The sequence below is a fragment of the Brevibacillus sp. M2.1A genome (assembly GCF_013284355.2).
Classification (GTDB): Bacteria; Bacillota; Bacilli; order Brevibacillales; family Brevibacillaceae; genus Brevibacillus.
On record NZ_JABSUY020000001.1, the window covers coordinates 420730 to 442049 of the forward strand.

Annotated in this window: 19 protein-coding genes; 7 read left to right on the forward strand and 12 right to left on the reverse strand. The window is 48.3% G+C overall.

The annotated features are described in order from the left end of the window. The first annotated feature begins 22 nt into the window (after nt 1-22). Together HP567_RS01850 and HP567_RS01855 are read left to right on the forward strand one after the other, a co-directional pair. On the forward strand, nt 23-1894 hold the full coding sequence (locus HP567_RS01850) for a glycosyltransferase (RefSeq protein WP_173611733.1): 1872 nt from the start codon (nt 23-25) through the stop codon (nt 1892-1894). Nucleotides 1895-2120: 226 nt separating this feature from the next. Next, nucleotides 2121-3068, forward strand: a complete 948-nt coding sequence (locus HP567_RS01855) for a hypothetical protein (protein WP_173611732.1) — start codon at nt 2121-2123, stop codon at nt 3066-3068. 78 nt (nt 3069-3146) lie between these two features. Here the strand turns inward: HP567_RS01855 and HP567_RS01860 are convergent, their stop codons facing one another. Together HP567_RS01860 and HP567_RS01865 are read right to left on the reverse strand one after the other, a co-directional pair. Then, nucleotides 3147-3488, reverse strand: a complete 342-nt coding sequence (locus HP567_RS01860; RefSeq protein WP_173611731.1) for a zinc ribbon domain-containing protein YjdM — start codon at nt 3486-3488, stop codon at nt 3147-3149. A gap of 63 nt (nt 3489-3551) precedes the next feature. Then, entirely contained in the window at nt 3552-5396 is a 1845-nt protein-coding gene (locus HP567_RS01865) for a helix-turn-helix transcriptional regulator (protein WP_173611730.1), read from the reverse strand. 155 nt (nt 5397-5551) lie between these two features. Here HP567_RS01865 and HP567_RS01870 point away from each other — a divergent pair, with 155 nt between their 5' ends. Next, entirely contained in the window at nt 5552-7444 is a 1893-nt protein-coding gene (locus HP567_RS01870) for a serine hydrolase domain-containing protein (RefSeq protein ID WP_173611729.1), read from the forward strand. 105 nt (nt 7445-7549) lie between these two features. After that, on the forward strand, nt 7550-8098 hold the full coding sequence (locus HP567_RS01875) for an NADPH-dependent FMN reductase (protein ID WP_173611728.1): 549 nt from the start codon (nt 7550-7552) through the stop codon (nt 8096-8098). A 148-nt stretch (nt 8099-8246) separates the two neighbouring features. On the opposite strand, the gene HP567_RS01880 is transcribed toward HP567_RS01875, so the two are convergent. From HP567_RS01880 to HP567_RS01900, 5 genes are all read right to left on the reverse strand, one after another. Beyond that, nucleotides 8247-9428 carry an ABC transporter permease gene (locus HP567_RS01880; protein ID WP_173611727.1) on the reverse strand — a complete coding sequence of 394 codons (1182 nt, stop codon included), beginning with the start codon at nt 9426-9428 and terminating at the stop codon, nt 8247-8249. After that, a complete protein-coding gene (locus HP567_RS01885; RefSeq protein WP_173611726.1) occupies nt 9425-10144 on the reverse strand; it encodes an ABC transporter ATP-binding protein in 720 nt (239 codons plus the stop codon). Before HP567_RS01885 ends, HP567_RS01880 begins: the two co-directional genes overlap by 4 nt. A 12-nt stretch (nt 10145-10156) precedes the next feature. Then, on the reverse strand, nt 10157-11419 hold the full coding sequence (locus HP567_RS01890; protein ID WP_173611725.1) for an efflux RND transporter periplasmic adaptor subunit: 1263 nt from the start codon (nt 11417-11419) through the stop codon (nt 10157-10159). A 149-nt stretch (nt 11420-11568) separates the two neighbouring features. Beyond that, nucleotides 11569-12675, reverse strand: a complete 1107-nt coding sequence (locus tag HP567_RS01895; RefSeq protein WP_173611724.1) for a sensor histidine kinase — start codon at nt 12673-12675, stop codon at nt 11569-11571. Further along, the gene (locus HP567_RS01900; protein ID WP_173611723.1) at nt 12668-13369 is read right to left on the reverse strand and encodes a response regulator transcription factor; all 702 of its coding nucleotides are present in this window, start codon (nt 13367-13369) and stop codon (nt 12668-12670) included. Before HP567_RS01900 ends, HP567_RS01895 begins: the two co-directional genes overlap by 8 nt. 196 nt (nt 13370-13565) lie before the next feature. Here HP567_RS01900 and HP567_RS01905 point away from each other — a divergent pair, with 196 nt between their 5' ends. From HP567_RS01905 to HP567_RS01915, 3 genes are read left to right on the forward strand one after another with little or no spacing between them, the layout of a single operon-like run. Beyond that, entirely contained in the window at nt 13566-14351 is a 786-nt protein-coding gene (locus HP567_RS01905; RefSeq protein ID WP_173611722.1) for a transporter substrate-binding domain-containing protein, read from the forward strand. A 51-nt stretch (nt 14352-14402) separates the two neighbouring features. After that, nucleotides 14403-15056 carry an amino acid ABC transporter permease gene (locus tag HP567_RS01910; protein WP_173611721.1) on the forward strand — a complete coding sequence of 218 codons (654 nt, stop codon included), beginning with the start codon at nt 14403-14405 and terminating at the stop codon, nt 15054-15056. Next, nucleotides 15053-15775: an amino acid ABC transporter ATP-binding protein gene (locus HP567_RS01915; RefSeq protein ID WP_173611720.1), complete on the forward strand. Its 723-nt coding sequence runs from the start codon at nt 15053-15055 to the stop codon at nt 15773-15775. The genes HP567_RS01910 and HP567_RS01915 overlap by 4 nt, the downstream gene beginning before the upstream one ends. Nucleotides 15776-15841: 66 nt before the next feature. Here HP567_RS01915 and HP567_RS01920 read toward each other — a convergent pair whose 3' ends face one another. From HP567_RS01920 to HP567_RS01940, 5 genes are read right to left on the reverse strand one after another with little or no spacing between them, the layout of a single operon-like run. Then, complete coding sequence (locus tag HP567_RS01920; RefSeq protein WP_173611719.1) at nt 15842-17533, reverse strand: amylo-alpha-1,6-glucosidase; 1692 nt, start codon at nt 17531-17533, stop codon at nt 15842-15844. After that, entirely contained in the window at nt 17523-18179 is a 657-nt protein-coding gene (locus HP567_RS01925; protein ID WP_173611718.1) for a YesL family protein, read from the reverse strand. Before HP567_RS01925 ends, HP567_RS01920 begins: the two co-directional genes overlap by 11 nt. Before the next feature lie 28 nt (nt 18180-18207). Beyond that, entirely contained in the window at nt 18208-19065 is an 858-nt protein-coding gene (locus HP567_RS01930; RefSeq protein ID WP_173611717.1) for a carbohydrate ABC transporter permease, read from the reverse strand. Then, nucleotides 19017-19937, reverse strand: coding sequence for a carbohydrate ABC transporter permease (locus HP567_RS01935; protein ID WP_173611798.1), 921 nt, complete (start codon nt 19935-19937; stop codon nt 19017-19019). Before HP567_RS01935 ends, HP567_RS01930 begins: the two co-directional genes overlap by 49 nt. Before the next feature lie 57 nt (nt 19938-19994). Next, nucleotides 19995-21293 (reverse strand): ABC transporter substrate-binding protein, encoded by a 1299-nt coding sequence (locus HP567_RS01940; RefSeq protein WP_173611716.1) that lies wholly within the window; start codon nt 21291-21293, stop codon nt 19995-19997. Between the last annotated feature and the right edge of the window lie 27 nt (nt 21294-21320).

Consider the following 21320-nt stretch of genomic DNA (forward strand, 5'->3'; position numbering starts at 1 on the left):
AGGCTATGTATGGGGGTGTACCATGGGTAAAAAACGTATTTTAATCGGTAGTCCCATCCAGCAATTCCCGATCATTTTGGAGGAATTCCTTCTATCCCTCACGGAGCTGACTACCAAAAACGAACTGGTTCATTACATGTTCATTGACGATAACAAAGACCCACTATCCAGTACACTCTTGGTCGATTTCGAGAAAGAGAACAAACGAACCGTCATCCTCAAAAACACAGACGATGATACGTATGTCCGTAATGAAATGACTCATTATTGGACGGAACGAAATATTTGGAAAGTAGCGCAAATGAAAGATACGATTATCTCCTATGCGCTCAAAGAGGGTTTCGATTACCTGTTTTTGATCGATTCCGATCTCGTTTTACACCCTCACACCCTGCAACAATTGCTGCAAGCCAATAAAGATATTATCTCCAACATTTACTGGACACGCTGGCAGCCTGATTCGATTGAGCTTCCTCAAGTTTGGCTGATGGATCAATACACGCTGACACGCGAAGGCGCGTCCGAATCAGCGGAGAACCAAAACTTTTTAGAGATGCTGCGTAAGCCGGGGGTGTATGAGGTAGGAGGCCTCGGTGCATGCACGTTAATCCATCGAAAGGTCTTGGAGGCAGGCGTCAATTTTAAACGAATAGGGAACTTGTCGTTCTGGGGAGAAGATCGGCATTTTTGTGTTCGGGCAGTAGCTATGGGCTTTTCTTTGCATGTGGATACACACCTTCCTGGGTACCACATCTACCGTCAGTCGGATCTGGCAGGAGTGAGCGCGTATCGCAAAAAAAATGGCATGACAGCGGGGAAAGCGAATCAGATTTCTATCAGCTTATGCATGATCGTTAAAAATGAAGAAGACGCTCTGGAGCGTTGCCTCTCCACCGTTGTGGATCTCGTCGATGAAATCATTATCGTCGACACGGGTTCAACCGACCGCACGAAAGAAATCGCGTCTAACTATGGCTGCACCATTTATGATTTCGAGTGGATTGATGATTTTTCAGCTGCACGCAACTATGCATTCAGCAAGGCAACATGCCCTTATATTTTGTGGCTGGATGCAGACGATATCCTTCTGGAAAAAGACCGCCAGCTCTTCCTCGAGTTGAAGTTTACATTGAATTACAGCATCGACAGTGTCACGATGAACTACAACCTTTCTGTAGACAGCAATGGGAATGTGGCATACAGCATTCGCCGCAATCGCCTCGTAAAACGCGACCGCGGTTTTCGCTGGATCGGACCCGTCCATGAGTATTTGGAAGTGAGCGGAAACATCATCAACAGTGACATATCCATCACGCATAACAAGCAAAAGGAATACACGGACCGCAATCTGCAAATCTATCGACGCAGGGATGCCAAAGGGGAAGAATTCTCTCCACGGGACTTGTACTATTATGCGAATGAATTACGCGACAATCAGTATTATGAAGAGGCCATTACTTTTTATACGAAGTTCCTAAACACCCAACAAGGCTGGGTAGAGGACAACATTAACGCTTGCTTGAAGTTGGCGAGTTGCTATTCCCACCTCTACGAGAGACAAAATGTTCTGTCGTCGCTATATCGTACGTTCAACTACGATCGCCCACGGGCGGAAGCGTGCTGCCAGATTGGAGCCATTCATGTCGAAGATAAAAATTGGCTACTGGCCATTTTTTGGTATGATCTTGCAACGAAAGTAGAGCGACCTGCTGAAAAGCTCGCACACATCGATCACGTTGCCTGGACCTGGCTACCTCATCTGCAACTCTGCTTATGCTATTCTCAAATCGGGGAAAACGAGAAATCACGTCACCACAATGATATTGCCTACTCCTACAACCCCACTCACCCTAGCATTCTCTACAACAAAAGGTATTTTGAGTCTCTGACCTGATTCCCCTCGTGATCATGAAAAAGTTACCCACCCTGTGGGTGAATGTATACATGCCAGAAGCAATGGTGGTCTATTTTTTGATGAGCACGGTGCTTACCAGTAAACACAAAGGTCAATCTGGAAATCAGATTGGCTTTTTTCTGTTTCCATACAGCCAGGCACGCGCACAGATAAAGCCTCATAGCATAGTAATAAGTTTTTGAATGTAACAGGAAGGATGAATGCCATGTCTCAAGCCAATATTCCTAATATTACTCCCACCATTACTGTAACGAGAGACGATGCTATCAATCTCCTCCTTACTTCCATCGCCATCGAAGAGCTCAGCCTCGGGCATATACTGAATGCAGAAGCAGAAAAATTGGAATATGCCATTGGTACACTACCAGGCTTGACTGTTCCTGCTTCGGTAAGCGATCTCCTTCTGGTGAATGCAAGCGTTCGCCAAACCTTGCAAGACGTTGCAAAAAAAGAAATGCTCTTGCAATCGAAACTGGAAAACATCCTGTCTGTTCCATCCAGCAGCACAGGTGGCATAACGGGCGCTACGGGCGTCACAGGAGCTACGGGCGTTGGTACTACTGGAGCTACAGGGGCGACAGGTACGACGGGGAATACTGGACCTACGGGTGCTACGGGTGCCACTGGAGAAACGGGCGCGACTGGGGCCACGGGCGCGACTGGACCTGCTTTCACCACTGAAAACTTCTCAGCCTTCTTATCAACGGTGACCCTTAACGAATCTTCTCAATTAGTTGACTGGTCAACAGCCAGCCCCTATTATGGCAGTCCAAGTTTCAATCCGCTAACTGGCACTTATACAGTACCAGCGACTGGAACTTACGCCATAAAAGCAACCATTAATTATGAAACGACCGCGACCATTACCGATAATTTAGGCCCAGAAATCACCCCTGCATTTGAAGTACAGAGAATCACCCCTACTGCAACAAGTCTCATTATCGGTGACTTCCCAATTCTCAACGTAAACATTGCTCTCGTACTCACATTGAGAGCTATTCTGGGTGCTGGAACCATCACACTCGCAGGTGACGTTCAACTCAATGCAGGTGATACACTCGGTTTGTTCTATGTTGCCAATGGATTGACCATCGACCTCAACTTAGGTGGAGGCGGCGAGGGCATCGTCTGGTCCATTCATCGTCTCACCTAACAAGACCTTGCCTTTATGCAAAAAGCTGACTGCAATCTACCATGCAGTCAGCTTTTTCCTATCCGTTACATTCTCGGCTTACACCTTTTTCACAAATTCCGATTTCAATTTCATTGGACCAAAACCATCGATTTTGCAGTCGATATCATGGTCTCCCTCAACCAAACGAATATTTTTAACTTTTGTCCCGATCTTCACGACCAATGAAGTCCCTTTTACCTTGAGGTCTTTAATGACGGTTACGGTGTCGCCATCGTTCAAGACGTTCCCATTCGCATCCTTGATAACCTTGTTATCTTCACCGTTGTCGCTATCTGCTTGCAAAGTCCACTCATGGCTGCATTCCGGGCATACCAAGGAGCTTCCATCCTCGTACGTGTATTCTGACTGGCATTTTGGGCAATTTGGCAATTGACTCATCTTTGATATAACCTCCATTCGATACTGTCCATTCTACCATAACTAGCCTGAAAATCTGGCCATCTAACCAGTAAGCCCTTCGTCCCGTGCTTTTTTAACGGCCTCTTCGCGATTTTTTACACCCAGTTTTGCATAAATCACTGTGGTGCAATTGCGTACCGTTCCTTCAGAAAGAAAGATTTTCTCCGCGATTGTTTTCATGCGAAGCCCCTCTACTAACGAGGCCAGTATGCCCCTTTCCCGTTCGGTCAACCCATAGGGACACTCGCGTCCTTGCTTTTGGCGAAGTCCAATCAGCTCTTCTTGCTGCAAGCGCATTTCTTTGAAAAGGACATCCGCAATCTTATGGTTAATCAACGCTTCACCCTGATGAACAACTCGTATCGCCTCTACGAGCTCGACCGGACTAACCGATTTTAACAAGTAGCCATTCGCGCCTCTCCCTAGCGTTTCTGCTGCAAGGGCTGTTTCTTCGAAGGTCGTCAACATAATGACACGCATATCCGGCCACCGTTCACGTATCGCTTGTAGTGTCTTCGCCCCGTCCATAACAGGCATTTGAACGTCCAAAAGGACGACGTCGGGCTTTTCCTTTGGAATAATGTCCAGTGCCATCAAGCCGTTTTCTGCGATCCCGACCACCTGCAAATCTTGCTGATTCTGTAAAACGAGCTGCAAGCTTTCCCTCACAATGGGCTGATCATCGACGATCAGGATACGTATGCCTACACTTTGTACAGCCTGCTTAGCTGGCAGACTACAAATGACCGTCACACCTCCTTCGTCCATACAATGGATCGATAATCGTCCCTGAAGAGCTTCCAGCCTTTCCTTCATCGATTGCAAACCAAATCCGAATTCGATCGCCCCATTTCCTTCTCCATTATCTTCGACCTGCAATCGGATCTGGGCTTCTTCAAAGTAAAGTCCCACTTGAATTTGTGATGCTTTTCCGTGTCGCACAGCATTGGTCAGCGTCTCTTGCAAGCAGCGGTACAAAGTCAGCTTCATGGACCGGCTCAATGCATACTCAGCGCCGTACATACGCAGCTTGACGGACACCCCTGTAGCCACTTGAAATTGCTCGATCAGTTCAACGAAGGCGGACTCCATGGTCGTAGTAGATTCATAGCCATTCTGAGCCCACTTGTGGAAAATCCCTCTGGACTCGTCCAAACCTTGTCGGGCCATCTGCAAAAGCATATCCAGCCGACTAGCCTCCGTATCTGGTATTTTAGACCGAAGCATCTCCATCCCCATAATGAGTGATGTCATCGTGTGTCCGATCGTATCATGCAGCTCTCTGGACATTTTGTTCCGTTCTTCCAGCAGCGTGATTTCCTCCACTTGGGAGGTGTATTGCTCCAAGATTTGGTTCTGGTGTTGAATAATCAGGCCTTGCTTGTGCATACGGCTAAGCAATTGAAAGGCAAAGCCAAGTGCATATGCCGCGAAATGATACACAATTAGATCGCTTACGGCTATAGGCTCGAAATCAAACCCAATTGCCTCGCCCACAAGAAACGGAATCGCCAAAATCGCCAATGGTCCCGTCCAGCGATAAGATCGTTCCACACTGTGATATCCGATGAGAAAAGCGATGGGGATGAACTGCCATCTTACTCCTTCAAAAAAGAAGTTCAAGGCAATACACAAGCTTCCACTCACTATAATCTCAGCGAACAAATATAGGTTACGAGAGTATCGACGCAAACAACTGGGGACGACAAGCACGAAGAACAAAACGATCCATGTCATCACTATCGGATAGGGCAATTGATCGTGATGGCGGACAAAGCCGAGAATAATCGTCAATCCCCACATAAAGTGGATGATGAAGATCATCCAGTCGACCCATAACCATCGTTTAACAAATGCAAGCAATTGGCACACCTCATCTACACCCAAACTTTCTCTCCATTATATTCTCAGATGACGCCCAGCTACTATCACGATAAACAATGACATTCCGTTACTTCTCACCGTGACACTCATCCCCCTATACTCATCCCTGTCGCTGGCTTACAACAATTGACGGACGCAAAACGCGAAAGGTGATGAACATGACATTATTAGCTCTACGAAATTGGTTTGCCGTTCTGCTCGTATCCTGCCTCATGCTGATACAGCCCCTATCTGTGGTCAATGCTCGCTCCCCTCTTACCGCTCTTTCCATCGAACAAGTAGTTGATCCCGTCATGAAAAATGAAATGAACAACTTGCATATCCCGGGCGCAGCCATTGTCATTACCCAGGGAGATCGCATCATTTTTGAAAAAGGCTATGGTTTTGCCGACGTCGAACAGCAAATCCCCGTTGATCCTGAGCGTACGGTGTTTCGAATCGGTTCCGTGACCAAGTCGTTTACTGCTACTGCAGCGATGCAGCTCGTGGAAAAAGGCAAGCTTTCCTTACGTGAAGATTTGAATACCGTCCTAAAAGACTACAAAATTACCAATAATCGTTACGGCCCGATCACACTCCACCACCTGCTCACACATACAGCTGGCATAGATGAAAAGATTTATAAAAGAGATAACCGCCAGAGTGTGATACCGGAATTCTCGACCGAAACCGTAAATGAAACGCTTCAGATGCAAGAGACGATTTTCACGCCAGGCAGCAAATTTCAATACAGCAATGCGGGCACCGGATTGTTAGGAAGTGTAGTCGAACAAGCTTCCGGTCAATCTTTGCATGACTATATGCGGGAGAATATCTTCCGCCCGCTAGGTATGGATTCCGCCGAATTGTATCTCCCAGAGGACAGGAGCAAGCTGGCTAAAAGCTATTATTACGACGGAAACGGCTATCAAACGATTCCTTACTCGGGGATTATTTTCCCAGGGAGTGGTGCCGCTAATATGACACCAGTCGACTTCGCCCCCTATATGATCTCCCATCTTTCTGGCGGCAGCTATAACGGCACATCTCTGCTCAAACCAGAAACTGTCCAGCTTATGCATGCCCAGCAATTCGCGGCTCATAAGCGCATGTATGGGATCGGCTACGGCTTTTTTAAAGGAGAGACGAAAAACGGCATTCCTACCCTATGGGCAAACGGTGGGATTGATGGCTTTATCTCGAAAATGGTGCTGCTTCCCTCAGAATCAATCGGCATCTTCGTTACGGTGAACGCCACGCATCCGGGCTTGGAGCTGCACAGCAATGTCGTGAACGCGTTTACCGACAAGCTACTGACAGAGCAAGTCCGAAAGCCCCTAACTCCTGTTGATGGCACCATAGACGAAATGAAAAAGCTGGAGGGTCAGTATCTACTTACCCTGACGCCCGAGAATGGCTGGGGCAAAGGGCTTCGTCTGCTCAGTAGCTACCCTTACACAGTGAAGGCATTGGATGGGCAGACAATATCCGTAACTGGTTTATTCCAGAATGAAGGACAGCAATCCCTTGAGAAAAAGTTTGTGCAAGTAGACGAGCATTTCTTTCAAGAGATCGACGGTGAGGAACAGCTATATTTTCACGAGGAACAAGGGAAATTTTATATGACAGGACCGATGAACTTTTCGCTCCCTCGTATCTCCTTCATCGAAAGTCCACCTGTTCTCTTGGCTCTGTATGTGATTCCTGGAACCATGTTCATCCTTCTTTCGCTCGTCTGGATCGCTCGTTTCGGGCTACGCAAATGGCGCAAACAATCGCACGCTATTTCGAAGATCGTTCCGATTATGGCTCTGCTTCATAGCTTGTTTTTTATCATCCAATTCACCTATGCAAACGCAGAGCTTGTCTATGGCTACCCGGCCTTCTACCAAGTCGTTGTCGCATCCCTGCCGATTGTTTCGTTGGCCGCCGCTGCTTATTTGCTCCTGCGAATTGGAACAGCCAAGGAACGGGATCGCTGGAAGGTAGCGAATAGCGCAGCAGCGTTACTCTCCATCCTGTATACTGGCTATTTATTTTACTGGAACTTTCTTTCGATTCATTACTCATAGGACTCCGAGGCCGCAACTGAGTTTTACAGTTGGGGCCTTTTTTGAAGCATAATGTTTGATCCAAAGAACTACCATTAAACAAAGCCGCATAAGGAGGAACGAACCATGAGTACTTCAAGCTTAAAAATCGGGATTATTCTGGGCAGCTCTCGCCCAGGCCGAGTCAGTCCCCAAGTAGGTGCGTGGCTCAAAGGAGTTGCCGATCAACGAGGAGATGCAGCGTATGAAATCGTTGATATTGCGGACTTTCACTTACCGTTCTTTGGCGATCCAAGTGGTGAGCAACAAGTAGCCGCATGGGCGGCAAAGCTATCCAGCCTAGATGGATTTGTATTCGTTACCGCCGAATACAACCACAGCATCACAGGGGTATTAAAAAACGCACTCGACCTCGCCCGCAAGGAATGGTACAACAAGGCGGCTGGTATCGTCAGCTACGGTTCATCAGGCGGAACTCGTGCAGCTGAGCACTTACGGGGAATCCTGGGAGAATTGCAGGTTGCCGACGTCCGTACACAACCTGCCTTCAATCTTTTTACGGATTTTGAAAATTACACTGTTTTTAAACCATCCGAATTGCACACCCCACATGTAAACGACATGTTAAATCAAGTGATTAGTTGGTCAACAGCATTAAAATCGGTTCGGGACTAATAAGAAAACCTCTATCGAGGCCTTTTCAAGGAGGAGCGACCGCGTTTTAGCGGAAAGTTTCCATGCGCTCCAGAATTTATTTTATAAATTCCTATACGACAGAAAAATGACTAGCAGCGATTTCTGCTAGTCATTTCTTTTTCGTTCCTCACTCATATCGCAACGCGTCAATCGGATTGAGCCTCGCCGCCTTATGAGCCGGATAGAGCCCAAAGAAAATACCGATGGCACTGGAAAACCCAAAAGCGATTACGATACTTTCCCACGATAATAACGGCGGCACATCGACATATTGCGAGGCAAACATGGCTGTCCCGATGCCGAGCAGCACGCCAATCGTTCCACCAATCAGGCAGACGATCATCGACTCGATCAAAAACTGCAGCATAATATCTCCGTAACGCGCCCCTAACGCTTTGCGAATGCCGATTTCCCGCGTCCGCTCCGTGACGGATACGAGCATGATGTTCATGACGCCAATCCCACCGACAAACAGCGCAATCCCGGCTGCAACACTAAAAATCGTGGTGAGCGTACCGGAAAAGGAATCCATCTCCCCCAGTGCGTTCTCGATACTATCGATTTGGTAATAGTTTTCGCGATCGTGCCTGCGGTTTAAGTATTTCTCTGTCTGCCTCTTGGCTGCTTCCATTGTTTCCTTCGACTTGGCTTTTACGGTTATCGTTTGAACGTATTTGAGCCCGTCCATATTGTGCAGAAAGGTAATCGGCACATAGGCACCCTCGGATCGACCAGCGTCAATCATCAGCTTGGCTTCCCTTACCACGCCAATAACGATGACTGATGCTGTTTGGTAAGTCAAACGCTTGCCAATCGGGTCTTCATGTCCGAAAAGCCCTGCCGCTAGCTTTTCGGTTAAAACGATAACCGGCTTCCCCTCTCTTACTTCCTTCGCAGTAAAATATCTGCCTGCAACAATTTTCAAGTTGGGTTGAACCTTTAACAGATCCTCATTTGTTCCTTGTATATATGCGTCCTTCCCCTTTTTCGGGCCTCGAATCGTTCCAAAAAGATCTAAGAACGGCACGGCCGCTTCAATGTAGGGCGATTGTTGGGGAAGTGCATAAGCATCCTCCACTGTCAAATCAGTAATCTTGCTTCCTTGGCCCCACCAAATAGTAACGTTGAAATTAGTAGCACCCAGCTTCTCCAACTGATCGGTATAGGCCTGCTGACTGCCGTTTCCTAGTGTAAATACAGCAATAACAGACATGATTCCGATGATGATCCCAGACATCGTCAAGGTAGCTCGGAGCTTATTTGTCCCAATCCCTTCCAGAGCCGTACGAAAGCTTTCGAGTAAATTCACGTGAGGATCACCTCCTCGGACGGAGTAGCAAACAAACGATTCTCCACTCGCTCATCTCGGATGATATGACCATCTCGAAACGTAATGACGCGCTCGGCATGCTGAGCGATATCCGCCTCGTGCGTGACGAGCAGAATCGTTACCCCTTGCGCATGCAACTCCTGAAAAATCGCCATGATCTCAATGCTGGAGTGACTGTCCAGATTCCCTGTCGGCTCGTCAGCAAGTAAAATCGCAGGCTGGTTGACCAAAGCTCTGGCAATGGCTACCCGCTGTCTTTGACCACCGGACAGCTGCGTTGGTTTATGATCCATCCGCTGGGCAAGTCCGACACGCTGCAACGCCGCTTTCGCTCTTTTTTTGCGCTCTGTCATGCCGACGCCCGCATACATCATCGGCAACTCTACGTTTCGCAGCGAAGTAGCACGTGGCAACAGATGAAACGATTGAAAGACAAAACCGATTTTTTGATTGCGTACCTGCGCCAGCCCACTATCCTTCAACTTCGTAACATCAATCCCATCCAAGACATACGTGCCCGTGGTTGGCCGATCCAGACAACCCAGCATGTTCATAAACGTCGATTTTCCGGAACCAGAAGGTCCCACGATCGCCACGAATTCACCTTGAGCCACGTGGATATTGATATTTTGCAAAGCGAACAGCTCCAGCTCATCCGTCTTGTACCGTTTGGTTAACCCCTCAATGTTCAGCATATGTATCCTCCTTTACTCCGCAAACTCTTCGGGAGATGCTTGGAAGATCACTTCATTTTCTTGCAAGGTTTCCGGTGGATTCGCTACCAATTCTTCACTGCCATCCAATCCGCTTTCAATTTGGATAAACAATTCACTTTCAATTCCAGTCGTCACTTTTTTCTTCTTGGCCTTGCCATTTTCCGCTACCCAGACAAAAGAAGATCCATCTTGATCCGTCACGACTGCCTCAATGGGGACTTGCATGGCGTTTGCTGCTTTTTGCAGGACGATGTTCACATCGACGTGAAAACCTGGCTTCAAATACTCCCTCGTCTCATTTAGATGGACAGCGACCGGCACTCCCGTACTCTCTCCACCCGGCTCTTTGCTGGTTACAGCCATAGGGGATATGCGCGACACCTTACCTTGCAACTGTTCTCCGCCTAAGGAAATGCCTGAGACCACCGCATCCTGTCCGATTTTGATTTTACGCAAGTCAGTTTCTCCGACTGCTGCTTCGACCATAACATCATTGGTATCTCCAACCGTGAGAATTTCCTCGCCTTTACTTAGGTACTTCCCTTGTTTCACCTTCATGGAGAGCACCGTCCCGTCAATCGGAGACACGATACTGCTTTGCACACGTTGCTTTTCATATTTTGCTTTTTCCAAATTCAGCTTTTGAATTTGTGCCTCGTAGGAGCGAATCTCTGCCTTGTCTGGCCCTTTTTGCTTCAAAAGTAAGTCTTGCTTCGCGACCTTTACTCTTGATTCCGCGGTCTGTAGCTTTTGCTTCGCCTCCTCTACAGCCTGTTGGGTAGACACGCCTGCGGTAAACAGCGATTGCGTTCGCTGGTAATCTTTTAATGCCGTTTGGTATTCCCGTTCATGCTGGGAAAGCTGCTCCTGCATTTTCGTGACTTCCTCGGGTTCCACACCTTTGGAGAGCCTTGCGATATTCGCTTCCTGAATGGTGATTTGCGCCTCGATATCCATGATTTCATTGCTGACATCGGACATGTCGATATTGCCGATCACCTGTCCTTTCGTTACTTTGTCTCCCTCCTTGATGGAGAAATTCCGCAGTTCGCCTGCATAGTTGGCGAACAATGTATGTTCATTTCGTACTTTGACCATTCCCGACGTCAAAATCGTACTTTCCAAGTCGGCCGTTACCACCGTTGATAACGTGACAGGAACGCCACTCTTCTTTTCGCCCGAAGAAGCCGCATAGCCGCCAAGCCCAGCGGCAAGTACGCCTACCCCCAGCCAGATCCACAAACGTTTTTTCATATTCCTTACCTCCCCAAAAACTTTAAACCCCGACCATTCTTAGCCAATCAAAAAACCCCACTTTTTCTATTAGGTTCCACCCTGGCTCGTCACCCGATCAGGATAAGGAAAACTTTTAAAAGAAAAAGTGGGGTAATCCTTAAATTTTTTTAAAGTGAGGGAGTCTGTTCGTAAGGTAAGCGTATTTCAAAAACGGTGCGGATCAAATTGCTCTGCGCAGAAATCGTCCCTTCGTGGCGCTCGACGATATTTTTGGCGATAAATAGCCCGAGACCTGTACTTCCGTTTTGATGGCTTCGGGCCTTGTCACCTGTATAAAACACCTCGAAAAGATGCGGCAGATCTTCCGGGGGAATCTCGTGACCATAATTGATAATCTGCACAACGACCTCGTCACCCGCAAGAAAACCGTTGATATCAACAAATTGACCATCGTGCCCGTAACGGATGGCATTCGTCATGATGTTCTCGAAAACGCGTGCCAAGAGCTCGCCATCCCCGCAAACCGTCAATCGTGAGGCCACATTCATTCTCGTTTCCAACTGATTTTTCTCCAAGGAAGGATATAGCTCTTCGTTTAACTGCATGAGCAGTTCACTCAGGTCTATCAGGTTCTGTTGGATGGTGAGCATGCCGTAGTTCATTCTCGTAATTTCGAAGAGCTCATCAATCAGCTTTTCCAAACGCTGCGACTTGGTAAAAGCAATATTCGTGTAATGTCGGGCTTGTTCCACCGTTAACTGCTCGTTCCGCAAAATGATGTCCAAATACCCTAAAACAGAAGTCAGTGGCGTCCGCAGGTCATGCGCCAGGTTTAAAACCAACTGATCCTTGCTGCTTTCGGCAAAATCTCCTCTTTGTACTGCTTCCTGCAATTTTTCACCCGCCAGATTGATGTCCTTGGCAATATCTCCAAATTCATCGTTTGACGGTATTTGAACATGATGGGTAAAGTCGCCGTTTGCAAGATGATGAATTCCTCTTGAAATCTCCTGAAAGTAGACGGCATAGCGTTTGGTTAGCAAGAAGAAAAACAGTATGGCGAGTGGAACAAAAATAATCAGAAAGAAGTAAATGTCCCCTATTTCTCGCATAAAATGACGAATCGGCGCTAAAATACTTTCCATTTTCACCTGTGATCGATAGTAAAATTGTAGCGCTTTAAAGATCACATAGGTAACCGAACCAGATAGAAGCAGACTTAGGCCCAATAGCTTGACCATTTGGAACCGAAAGCTTCGTATCATGTTATCCATGGAATGAATACCCGACGCCCCAGACCGTTTTGATCCACTTGTTTTTGGTTTTTTCTTCTCCCAGCTTCTTTCGCAAGGTGCGAATGTGCACCATGACTGTATTGCAGCCTTCATAGTACGCTTCGCCCCACACCTGCTGGAAAATATTGTCCGCGCTAAACACCTTCTTTGGATAGCTGGCCAGCAGGTAGAGAATATCAAACTCTTTTGGCGTTAACTCAATCGTTTCTCCGTACAGGCTCACGGTTCGCTGCTCTGGATAAATGATAAGTCCACCTGCCTCTACCACCTTGTTACTCGCTACTGCTACTGCCGGTTGGTTCAGCTGCTTAAAGCGTCGCAGCTGGGCATTCACACGAGCGACCAATTCCATTGGGTTGAATGGCTTGGTCATATAATCATCTGCGCCCATCACCAATCCCGAAATTTTATCCAGATCAGACGTCTTGGCACTCAAAAAGATAATCGGCATATTGTGTTGTTCGCGAATGAGACGGGTGACCTCATAGCCATCCAGCCCAGGCATCATAATATCGAGAATCGCCAAATCAATCGAATGCGTCTGCACAGCTTGGAGGGCTTCCTTTCCATCCGCTGCAATAATTGTGTGGTAACCTTCTTTTTTCACATGCAAGGCAACGAGCTCCGCAATCTCCGCTTCATCGTCGGCGATCAATATGGTGACATGCTTCATCGTTTTTCCCATCCCTTGTATACATTTCCTACCATTATAGCAGGTATAAAAAGTCTTTTCTGTTATCTAACCATGATATCATTCATACAATTATGGATAATAATTACTTTCGGTTTGTTTTGACTTTGCAGACTTTTCTATATTAATATATTCATGTCCATATCATATCTAATATAAATATACTTGGGGGTAATTTATGAGAAAACTAATGCTTGCTGTGGTTTCTGGTTTGTTGGCACTTACGGTAAGTGCGTGTGGCACTGGCACAGATCAGGCTGCCTCAACATCTGGGCAATCCGGTGCAAAAAAGTACGTGTTTGGTACAGATGCAACATACCCTCCCTTTGAATTTGAAAAAGACGGAAAATACGTGGGAATTGACATCGATCTGATCAATGCGATCGCTAAAGAAGAAGGCTTTGAGGTAGAAATTAAGCCGATGGACTTCAAAGGAATCATTCCAGCTGTTCAAGCGAAGCAATTGGACGGTGCCATTGCGGGGATCAGCATCAATGATAAGCGCAAAGAAATTTTGGATTTCTCTGAACCTTACTATCAAGCAGGTCTTTCCCTGGTCGTACGTGAGGACAACACAACGATCAATGGAGAGGCAGATTTGGCTGGCAAAACGATTGCGATCAAAAAAGGCACGACTGGCGCGACCTTTGCTGATGAGCTCGGTAAAAAGTACGGAGCGACTGTCAAATACTTCGACGATAGCCCTTCCATGTTCCAAGAGGTTCAAAACGGCAACGCAGATGTAACCATCGAGGACTATCCGGTCATCTCTTATAAAATTACGGTAGACCCTGCTTCCAAGCTGAAAATTGTAGGTGATCGTCTCAATGGTGACCACTACGGCATCGCGGTTTTAAAAGGGAACAAAGAGCTGCAGGACAAACTCAACTCCGGTCTGAAGAAGCTGAAAGAGAACGGGAAATACGACGAAATCATCAACACATACTTGAGCACGAAAAAGTAAAAGGCGCAAGACGCGCCTTTTTTTCAACTTAGAAAGAATGGAGTTGTCCAAATGAGCAGTAGTTGGGATGTCATTGTCGATGCTCTTCCTGTCTTGGCCCAAGGCTCTGTGGTCACGTTAAAAATAACGGTCATTTCCCTGTTTTTCGCTCTCTTAATCGGATTGCTTTTTGGGTTAATGAGCACCAGCCGCTCCAAAATACTCCGCGGTATTGCAACCGCTTACGTTGACTTTCTTCGCGGCACACCGCTGTTGGTTCAAATCTTCTTTATTTATTTTGGTTTGCCGCCTGTCCTTGATATTAAAATTCCAGAGACAACCGCAGGTATTCTTGCGCTCAGCCTCAATGCCGGAGCGTACCTGGCTGAAATTTTTCGTGGGGGGATTCTCTCCATTGATAAAGGACAGATGGAAGCTGCTCGCTCCCTGGGACTCTCGCACGGAAAAGCCATGCGCCTGGTTATCTTGCCACAGGCTGTTCGCCGTATGATTCCTGCTTTCGTCAACCAATTCATCGTGACGCTAAAAGACACCTCGCTCTTAACGGTCATCGGTATCCGAGAGCTGATGAACAGTGGTGAGATTATCATTTCTAGCAACTTTCGCTCATTCGAAATTTGGGCTGTAGTAGCGGTCTTCTATTTCCTGATGATTTACATCCTCAGTCTGCTGTCCCGTTCCCTTGAGAGGAGGTACGCGAAATGATTCATGTAGAGAATTTGAAAAAGAGCTTTGGCTCGTTGGAGGTCTTAAAAGACATCTCAACTACTATTCAAGAGCGTGAAGTTGTCTGTGTCATTGGTCCCTCCGGCTCGGGAAAAAGTACGTTTCTGCGCTGTCTGAACCAGTTGGAAGAAGTAACGTCTGGCAAAATCACCATTGAGGGCATGGAGGTTACTTCCCCCAAAGTGGACATTAACAAGCTGCGGGAGCGTGTCGGCATGGTGTTTCAGCGGTTCAATCTCTTCCCGCATCTCACTGTTTTGGAAAACATCATGCTAGCGCCCAAGCATGTCAAAAATTCAGAGCGCCAGCAAAATGAACAAAAGGCGCTGCAACTCCTCAAAAAAGTAGATTTGGCGGACAAGCGAGACGTGTACCCCGATCGGTTGTCTGGTGGTCAACAGCAACGCGTAGCCATTACTCGTGCGCTCGCCATGGACCCCCACATCATGCTGTTCGACGAGCCTACCTCTGCACTCGACCCGGAAATGGTCGGAGAGGTTCTTCAGGTGATGAAGGATTTGGCCAAAGAAGGAATGACGATGGTCGTGGTTACGCATGAGATGGGCTTTGCCCGTGAAGTAGCTGATCGCGTGATTTTCATGGATGGCGGATATATCGTCGAAGAAGGCACACCAGCCGAGCTTTTTGACAATCCCCAGCATGAGAGAACCAAGGCATTTCTCAGTAAAGTGCTGTAGACAAGCAACGGGCATGATGCGATTTTTCATCCATCATGCCCGCTTGTTTTTTCCTATGAAACTACTTTACACATACTCATGCGCCAACATCAAAAACACACTGGACGTCCACGTAAAGGCTCGGTCCCTCAAACCATCACCTGTCCGCGCATCGAAGTTTTCCGCCATGCCACTGCGTGCTGCCATTCGGCAAAAACGTCTGGCAATCTCCTGAGAAAATTCTACTTCACCTGCTCGCCGCAATCCATCGACCAAAAGCATCGTCACTGGCGCCCAGATCGGGCCTAGCCAGTAGCCATCAGCGCGGTAGAAAGAGCTGGTTGGACTCTCCGTAGCCAGTCCATTCTCGGTCAAAAACCGCTCCTGCAAATCGGCAATCAGCTTGGCCCGGATGTCCTGCGGCAGCTTTTCGCCAAGCACGAGAGGCATATAGCGAATCAAGCTGTCCCCTCGGGTAGGCTGGTCGCTGCCGGAGTGGGTCGCGAAGAAGTTTTCGCCATTCCAGTGCTTCTCCAGCAGTCGTTGCAGTGTCATTTCGGCCTTTTCCTGCCACTTCGCCGCCTCTTCCGAACGCCCCATCCTCTTCGCCAAATCCGCCAGCAAATCCGTTTGCAGAATCAAATACGCAGGCAAATCCGGGCTTTCAATCGGCGCCCCATCGAGGAAAATCGTGCTGTTGTCCCAACCGCAGTCATAACCGTGATTGTACTGCGGAATCCCGTCCTGATCATCATCGCGGTAACGGAACCACCAATCGGTCCATCGACAAAGCGGCTCGTACACCTCTTCCAGCATCTCGTTTGTAATTGCGTCGTTCCGATTCAGCATCCAGCGCAGCGTCCAGCCGTGAATCGGAGGCTTGCAGCAATTCCACAACGCATACCGATCATTGATAAAATCGGGGAAAACACCACTCTCATCCTGCCTGTCGATAAATATCATGAGCTGATCCCACGCCAGCGGCAAGTTTGCTCGCGTCAGTGCCATCGCATTGAAGCAATGATCCCAGCTCCAGATATTCGTCATCCAGTTTTTGGACATGTACATCGCGGACCGTGGCAGATAGCCTTCAGGTCTCACCACACAAGACCAGGTGATGTAGGCCGCGAGTTCTCTTGCTTCGTTCAAGCCTTCGCCATGCTCCCGAGCTACAGAGAGTGTCCGTTCCAGCCACTCGTCGTACTCTTTTTTTACCTGCTCCCATCCATCGGCAAAGGCAGGATAGCTGCGCTCCTTCCATACCGTATGGAACTCCTCCCATACGCCTTCCAATACACCCGTTTCCTCGTCGGGAAGAAAGGTTACGACGACTTGCTGTTCCCGCGATGCCTTCGTAGGGCTTACCACGAGCGCTCCAGCAAGCGGAGTCAATCGCAAGCGAATTTCTGTGGAAAAGTGATTGATTTCCCAGCATCCGGCTCCAGCTTGAATCGCATAATCTGCCGCTGTCGATTCGAGCACCAGGCGCAAACCAACGCCTTGACCACGTACCTGCACCAGCCGCGGCTCGCTCATGCACAGCTTCACTTCGCCTTTATCCCCGTAAAGACGCAGCAAGGTTGGCGTAGCCTCCGTCTCAAATGGAATCGCCACGCTATCGGCTACCATTTCGATTCGAAAAATCGCGCCATCGTGGTTGTCTCCTCCACGAATATTGCGCAAATATAGTCCTTCTTTTCGCTTGGCGTTACCCAGACGCGAGAGTACGAGATACGACCCGTATCGGCTAAAAGGAACCATTCCCAAATCAAACTGCATATGTCTCACCTCGAGATTGCTTCGTCGATCGTGTACGATCGCGCTTTTCCAGCAGACGACTCATTCTGGCGTTCATCCACCAGACGGGCAGGCTCGCTCCCAACAAGATCGGCAAAACGGGAACCGCCAGCAAAAGAATCAAGAGAAGGAGCAAGCCTCCCATCGTGACGAGCGAATGCAACGGAAAGGCCGCGACTAGCCAAAACGATTGCTTGAGCGTCCGCTTCACGTCTGCATTCTCCCGAACAAGCAGGGAAAAAGCATGGCAAGAAGTAGCCGCATGCAAGAATCCAATCCCCGCAAAAACGGCCGCAATCGAGAGCCCCCACAGGGTGCCCATTCGAAGGAAAAACACCACATCGACCCACAGGATTGCCCCCGATAGCACCGTCCCTACGCCAAGCCATTGGCTCCTCCAGAAGTAGTGGCGAAAAGCATGCCAGAAAGCGGACAAAAGCCCACGGTCATTCCACTTGCCGCTAAGTACGTCGTGTAGAGCAGCTGTCGCTGGGAAGATTCCAAAGACGATGCCTCCCAAGAGCGTGCACACCACCCACATGAGATGCGCTGCCGCCATCCGCAACAATCGCTCACCAAATTGATGAAATGACCATGCCCAGCCTTCCCATTTCGCCCGATTCCCCACTGTAGCTCCCTCCTTACCTGATAACTTCTTACTTAATGGCAACGCCAGCTGAATTGTCTACGATATATCGTTGTGCGAGGAAAAAGAGGAGTAACGGCGGAAGCGAAATCAGGAACGTTACCGCCATCAGCCCGGTAGCCTCTACTTCATACATCCCTTTAAATTGCGCCAGTCCCAGCGTCAGCGTGTACTGACTTTGGTCATTCAAGAAAATGAGTGGACCCAAATAGTCGTTCCATGTGCCCAAGATGTTGAATACACTCACCAAAATCAGAGCAGGCATCATTAACGGCATAATAATCCGGGCGTAAATCTGAAACGAACCAGCACCATCAATACGCGCCGCTTCATCCAGCTCACGCGGAATGGTCAAAATAAACTGCCGCATGAGGAAAATATAAAACGCTGACCCAAAGAACGAAGGCACAATCAACGGCTTGAGCGTGTTGATCCAGCCCAGATAGTTGAACTCCATGTACAGTGGGATCATCGTCACTTCCCACGGAATCATCATCGTCGCCAGAACGACCATGAACAGGAAGTCCCTTCCTTTAAACGTAAACCGGGCAAAGCCGTACGCGACCAGCGAAGACGAAATCAACTGGCCAATCGTGGTCAGGATCGTCACCGTCAATGAGTTTTCCAAATACAGATGAAACGGCTGCGACATCCACGCATTCCCGAAGTTCTCCCAATGCAGCACATCCGGAATCCATTTGGGTGGATACTGCAAAATCTCATCATCCGACTTGAGCGCAGTAGAGATCATCCAGTAAAACGGTGCGAGAAACAGGAAAGAGAAAAAGATCAAGCTCGCATAAGCGACCGTTTTGCGTATCAAGCTTCTTCCCCTCCTCTGCGGTTGTCGCCCTCGTAGTACACCCATCTGCCTGACGTTTTAAATACGAGGAAGGTCAATACCAGAATGATCACAAACATAAACCAGGAGTTCGCCGAAGCATACCCCATCTTGAAGTATTTGAAGGCGTTGTCATACGCGTACATGGCATAGAAATACGTAGACTGCAACGGTCCGCCTCCTGTGAGCAAGAGTGCTAGACTCAGCTGCTGGAACGCACTAATGATCGTCATAATCAGGTTGAACAAAATCGTTGGGCTGACCATCGGCAGTGTAATGCGGAAAAACTTTTGCACCGCCCCTGCCCCATCAATCGAAGCCGCTTCATACAAGCTCTCCGGGATACTTTTGAGCCCCGCCAGGAAAATCAATACCATGGAGCCCTGCCCCCACAGACTCGCAATCACCATGGCAACGAGCGCCCACGACGTATCGTTTAGCCAATCTGGACCTGTAATTCCAACCAGACTGAGCAAATAGTTGAAAATGCCGTATTCCCCGTCGTATACCCACGCCCAAATCATCGCCAGCGCCACACCGGAAATCACGCTCGGCAAGTAAAACACTGTGCGGAAAAAGCCGCTGCCTTTTACCTTCTGATTCAGCATCATGGCCAAAAACAACGCGATGAACAAATTCAACGGGACAAACAACAGCGCAAATTTAATCGTGACCCAGAGCGATTGCCAAAACAATGGATCATCCGTAAACATATTGACGTAGTTGTCCACGCCGACAAACGTAACCTCACCAACGACAGGCCAATCAAAAAAGCTCATGACGAGTGAAAACAGCATCGGTCCCAGTGTAAAAGCGAGAAAGCCGAGAATCCAAGGCAAGATAAAAAGATAGGGCGTAAGAAACGCCCTTCCCTTGAGTTTTTTCGGTTGAACGGTCATGGCAGGCTGTTTATGTGTCACAACACTCTCTGTATTCAATTTCCTGACCCCTTCCCGTTATTTCAAGAATTTCTGGGAGTCTTTGACTGCCTTGTTCAGTAATTCCTCGGCGTTTTGTCCCATCATGATCGCATTGACCGCTGCGGAAAGGTTCCGGTTGATTTCGTTCCAATGCGGATTCAACAGGAAGGCAGGCGTGTCAGTCGATTGCTCCAATGTCTTGTAGAACGGCGCGTAGAGCGGGTCCTGATCGAGCTTCTTCTCTTGTACGACACTAATACGGACAGGCAAATCAGATGTACGCATCTTGATCGCATCGCTGGAAACGAAGAACTTCAAAAACTCCCAAGCAAGCTCTTTGTTTTTGGAATCCTTGGCGATCGATACAGAGGAGGTTGCAATGACACCCTTACCAGGCTTGCCAGGGAATTGCGGCATCACGACCGTACCAAAGTCGACATTCGCCTTCTTGTACGACTCGAGCGACCATACGCCGTTGTCATACATCGCGAGCTTGCCCGCTTTGAACAAGTCATTCCCGCTCTGCTGGTTTTTGCCACCAACGAGCAAAGCGCTCTTGTCTTTCGTCAAATCACTGAAAATTTGCAGGGCTTCTGCCGTTTCCTTGCTGTTCATGTAGCCTTCGATTGTTTTTCCATCAGGACTGATGAAGCTGCTGCCGTTACTCCACACGAACTGCTGCAAATCGTACGTATCCGGCTCTGAACGAACCGCGAAGCCGTACTGCTTCTTGTCGCGAACGGTTAGCTGTTTGGCTGCCGATTTGAAATCCTCCCACGTCCAGTCGTCTGTCGGAAGTGGTACATTTGCTTCGTTAAACAGCTTTTTGTTGTAGAAGACGACCCGCGTCGAGAAGCCCGCCGGGAGACCGAACAATTTTCCATCGAAGCGATTATAGTTTAGGAGGCCTTGGTAAAAGTCGTCGATTGCCACGGATGGGTCCTTCTTTACGTACTCATCCAATGGCTCGAGTGAGGCGTGGTACGTGGGGAAATCCCACATGTACATGACATCGGGCGGGTTTTTGGCTCCGAATGCCGCTACCAGCTTCTGATCAAAACCATCTGCATATGCCTCTACTTGTACCTTCACACCCGGATTTTTCTGTTCGAATTGTTTCGCGATATCTTGTTGGATCTTCAGCATTTGGTCCGTGTCCCATGTCGCGAAACGCAATGTAACCGTTTCCTTTTTATCAGACGACGCTGGCGTTGTCGTACCTGTGTTGCTAGACGTGCCGTCTGATCCTGCTGGCTGGGCTTGTGAACAACCAGCTACGACGGCCAATAGAAGTGCCATGCCAGCTGCCATCCATTTTGACGCAACCTTTTTCATCTGTGATCCCCCCTAGATTTGCCCCTC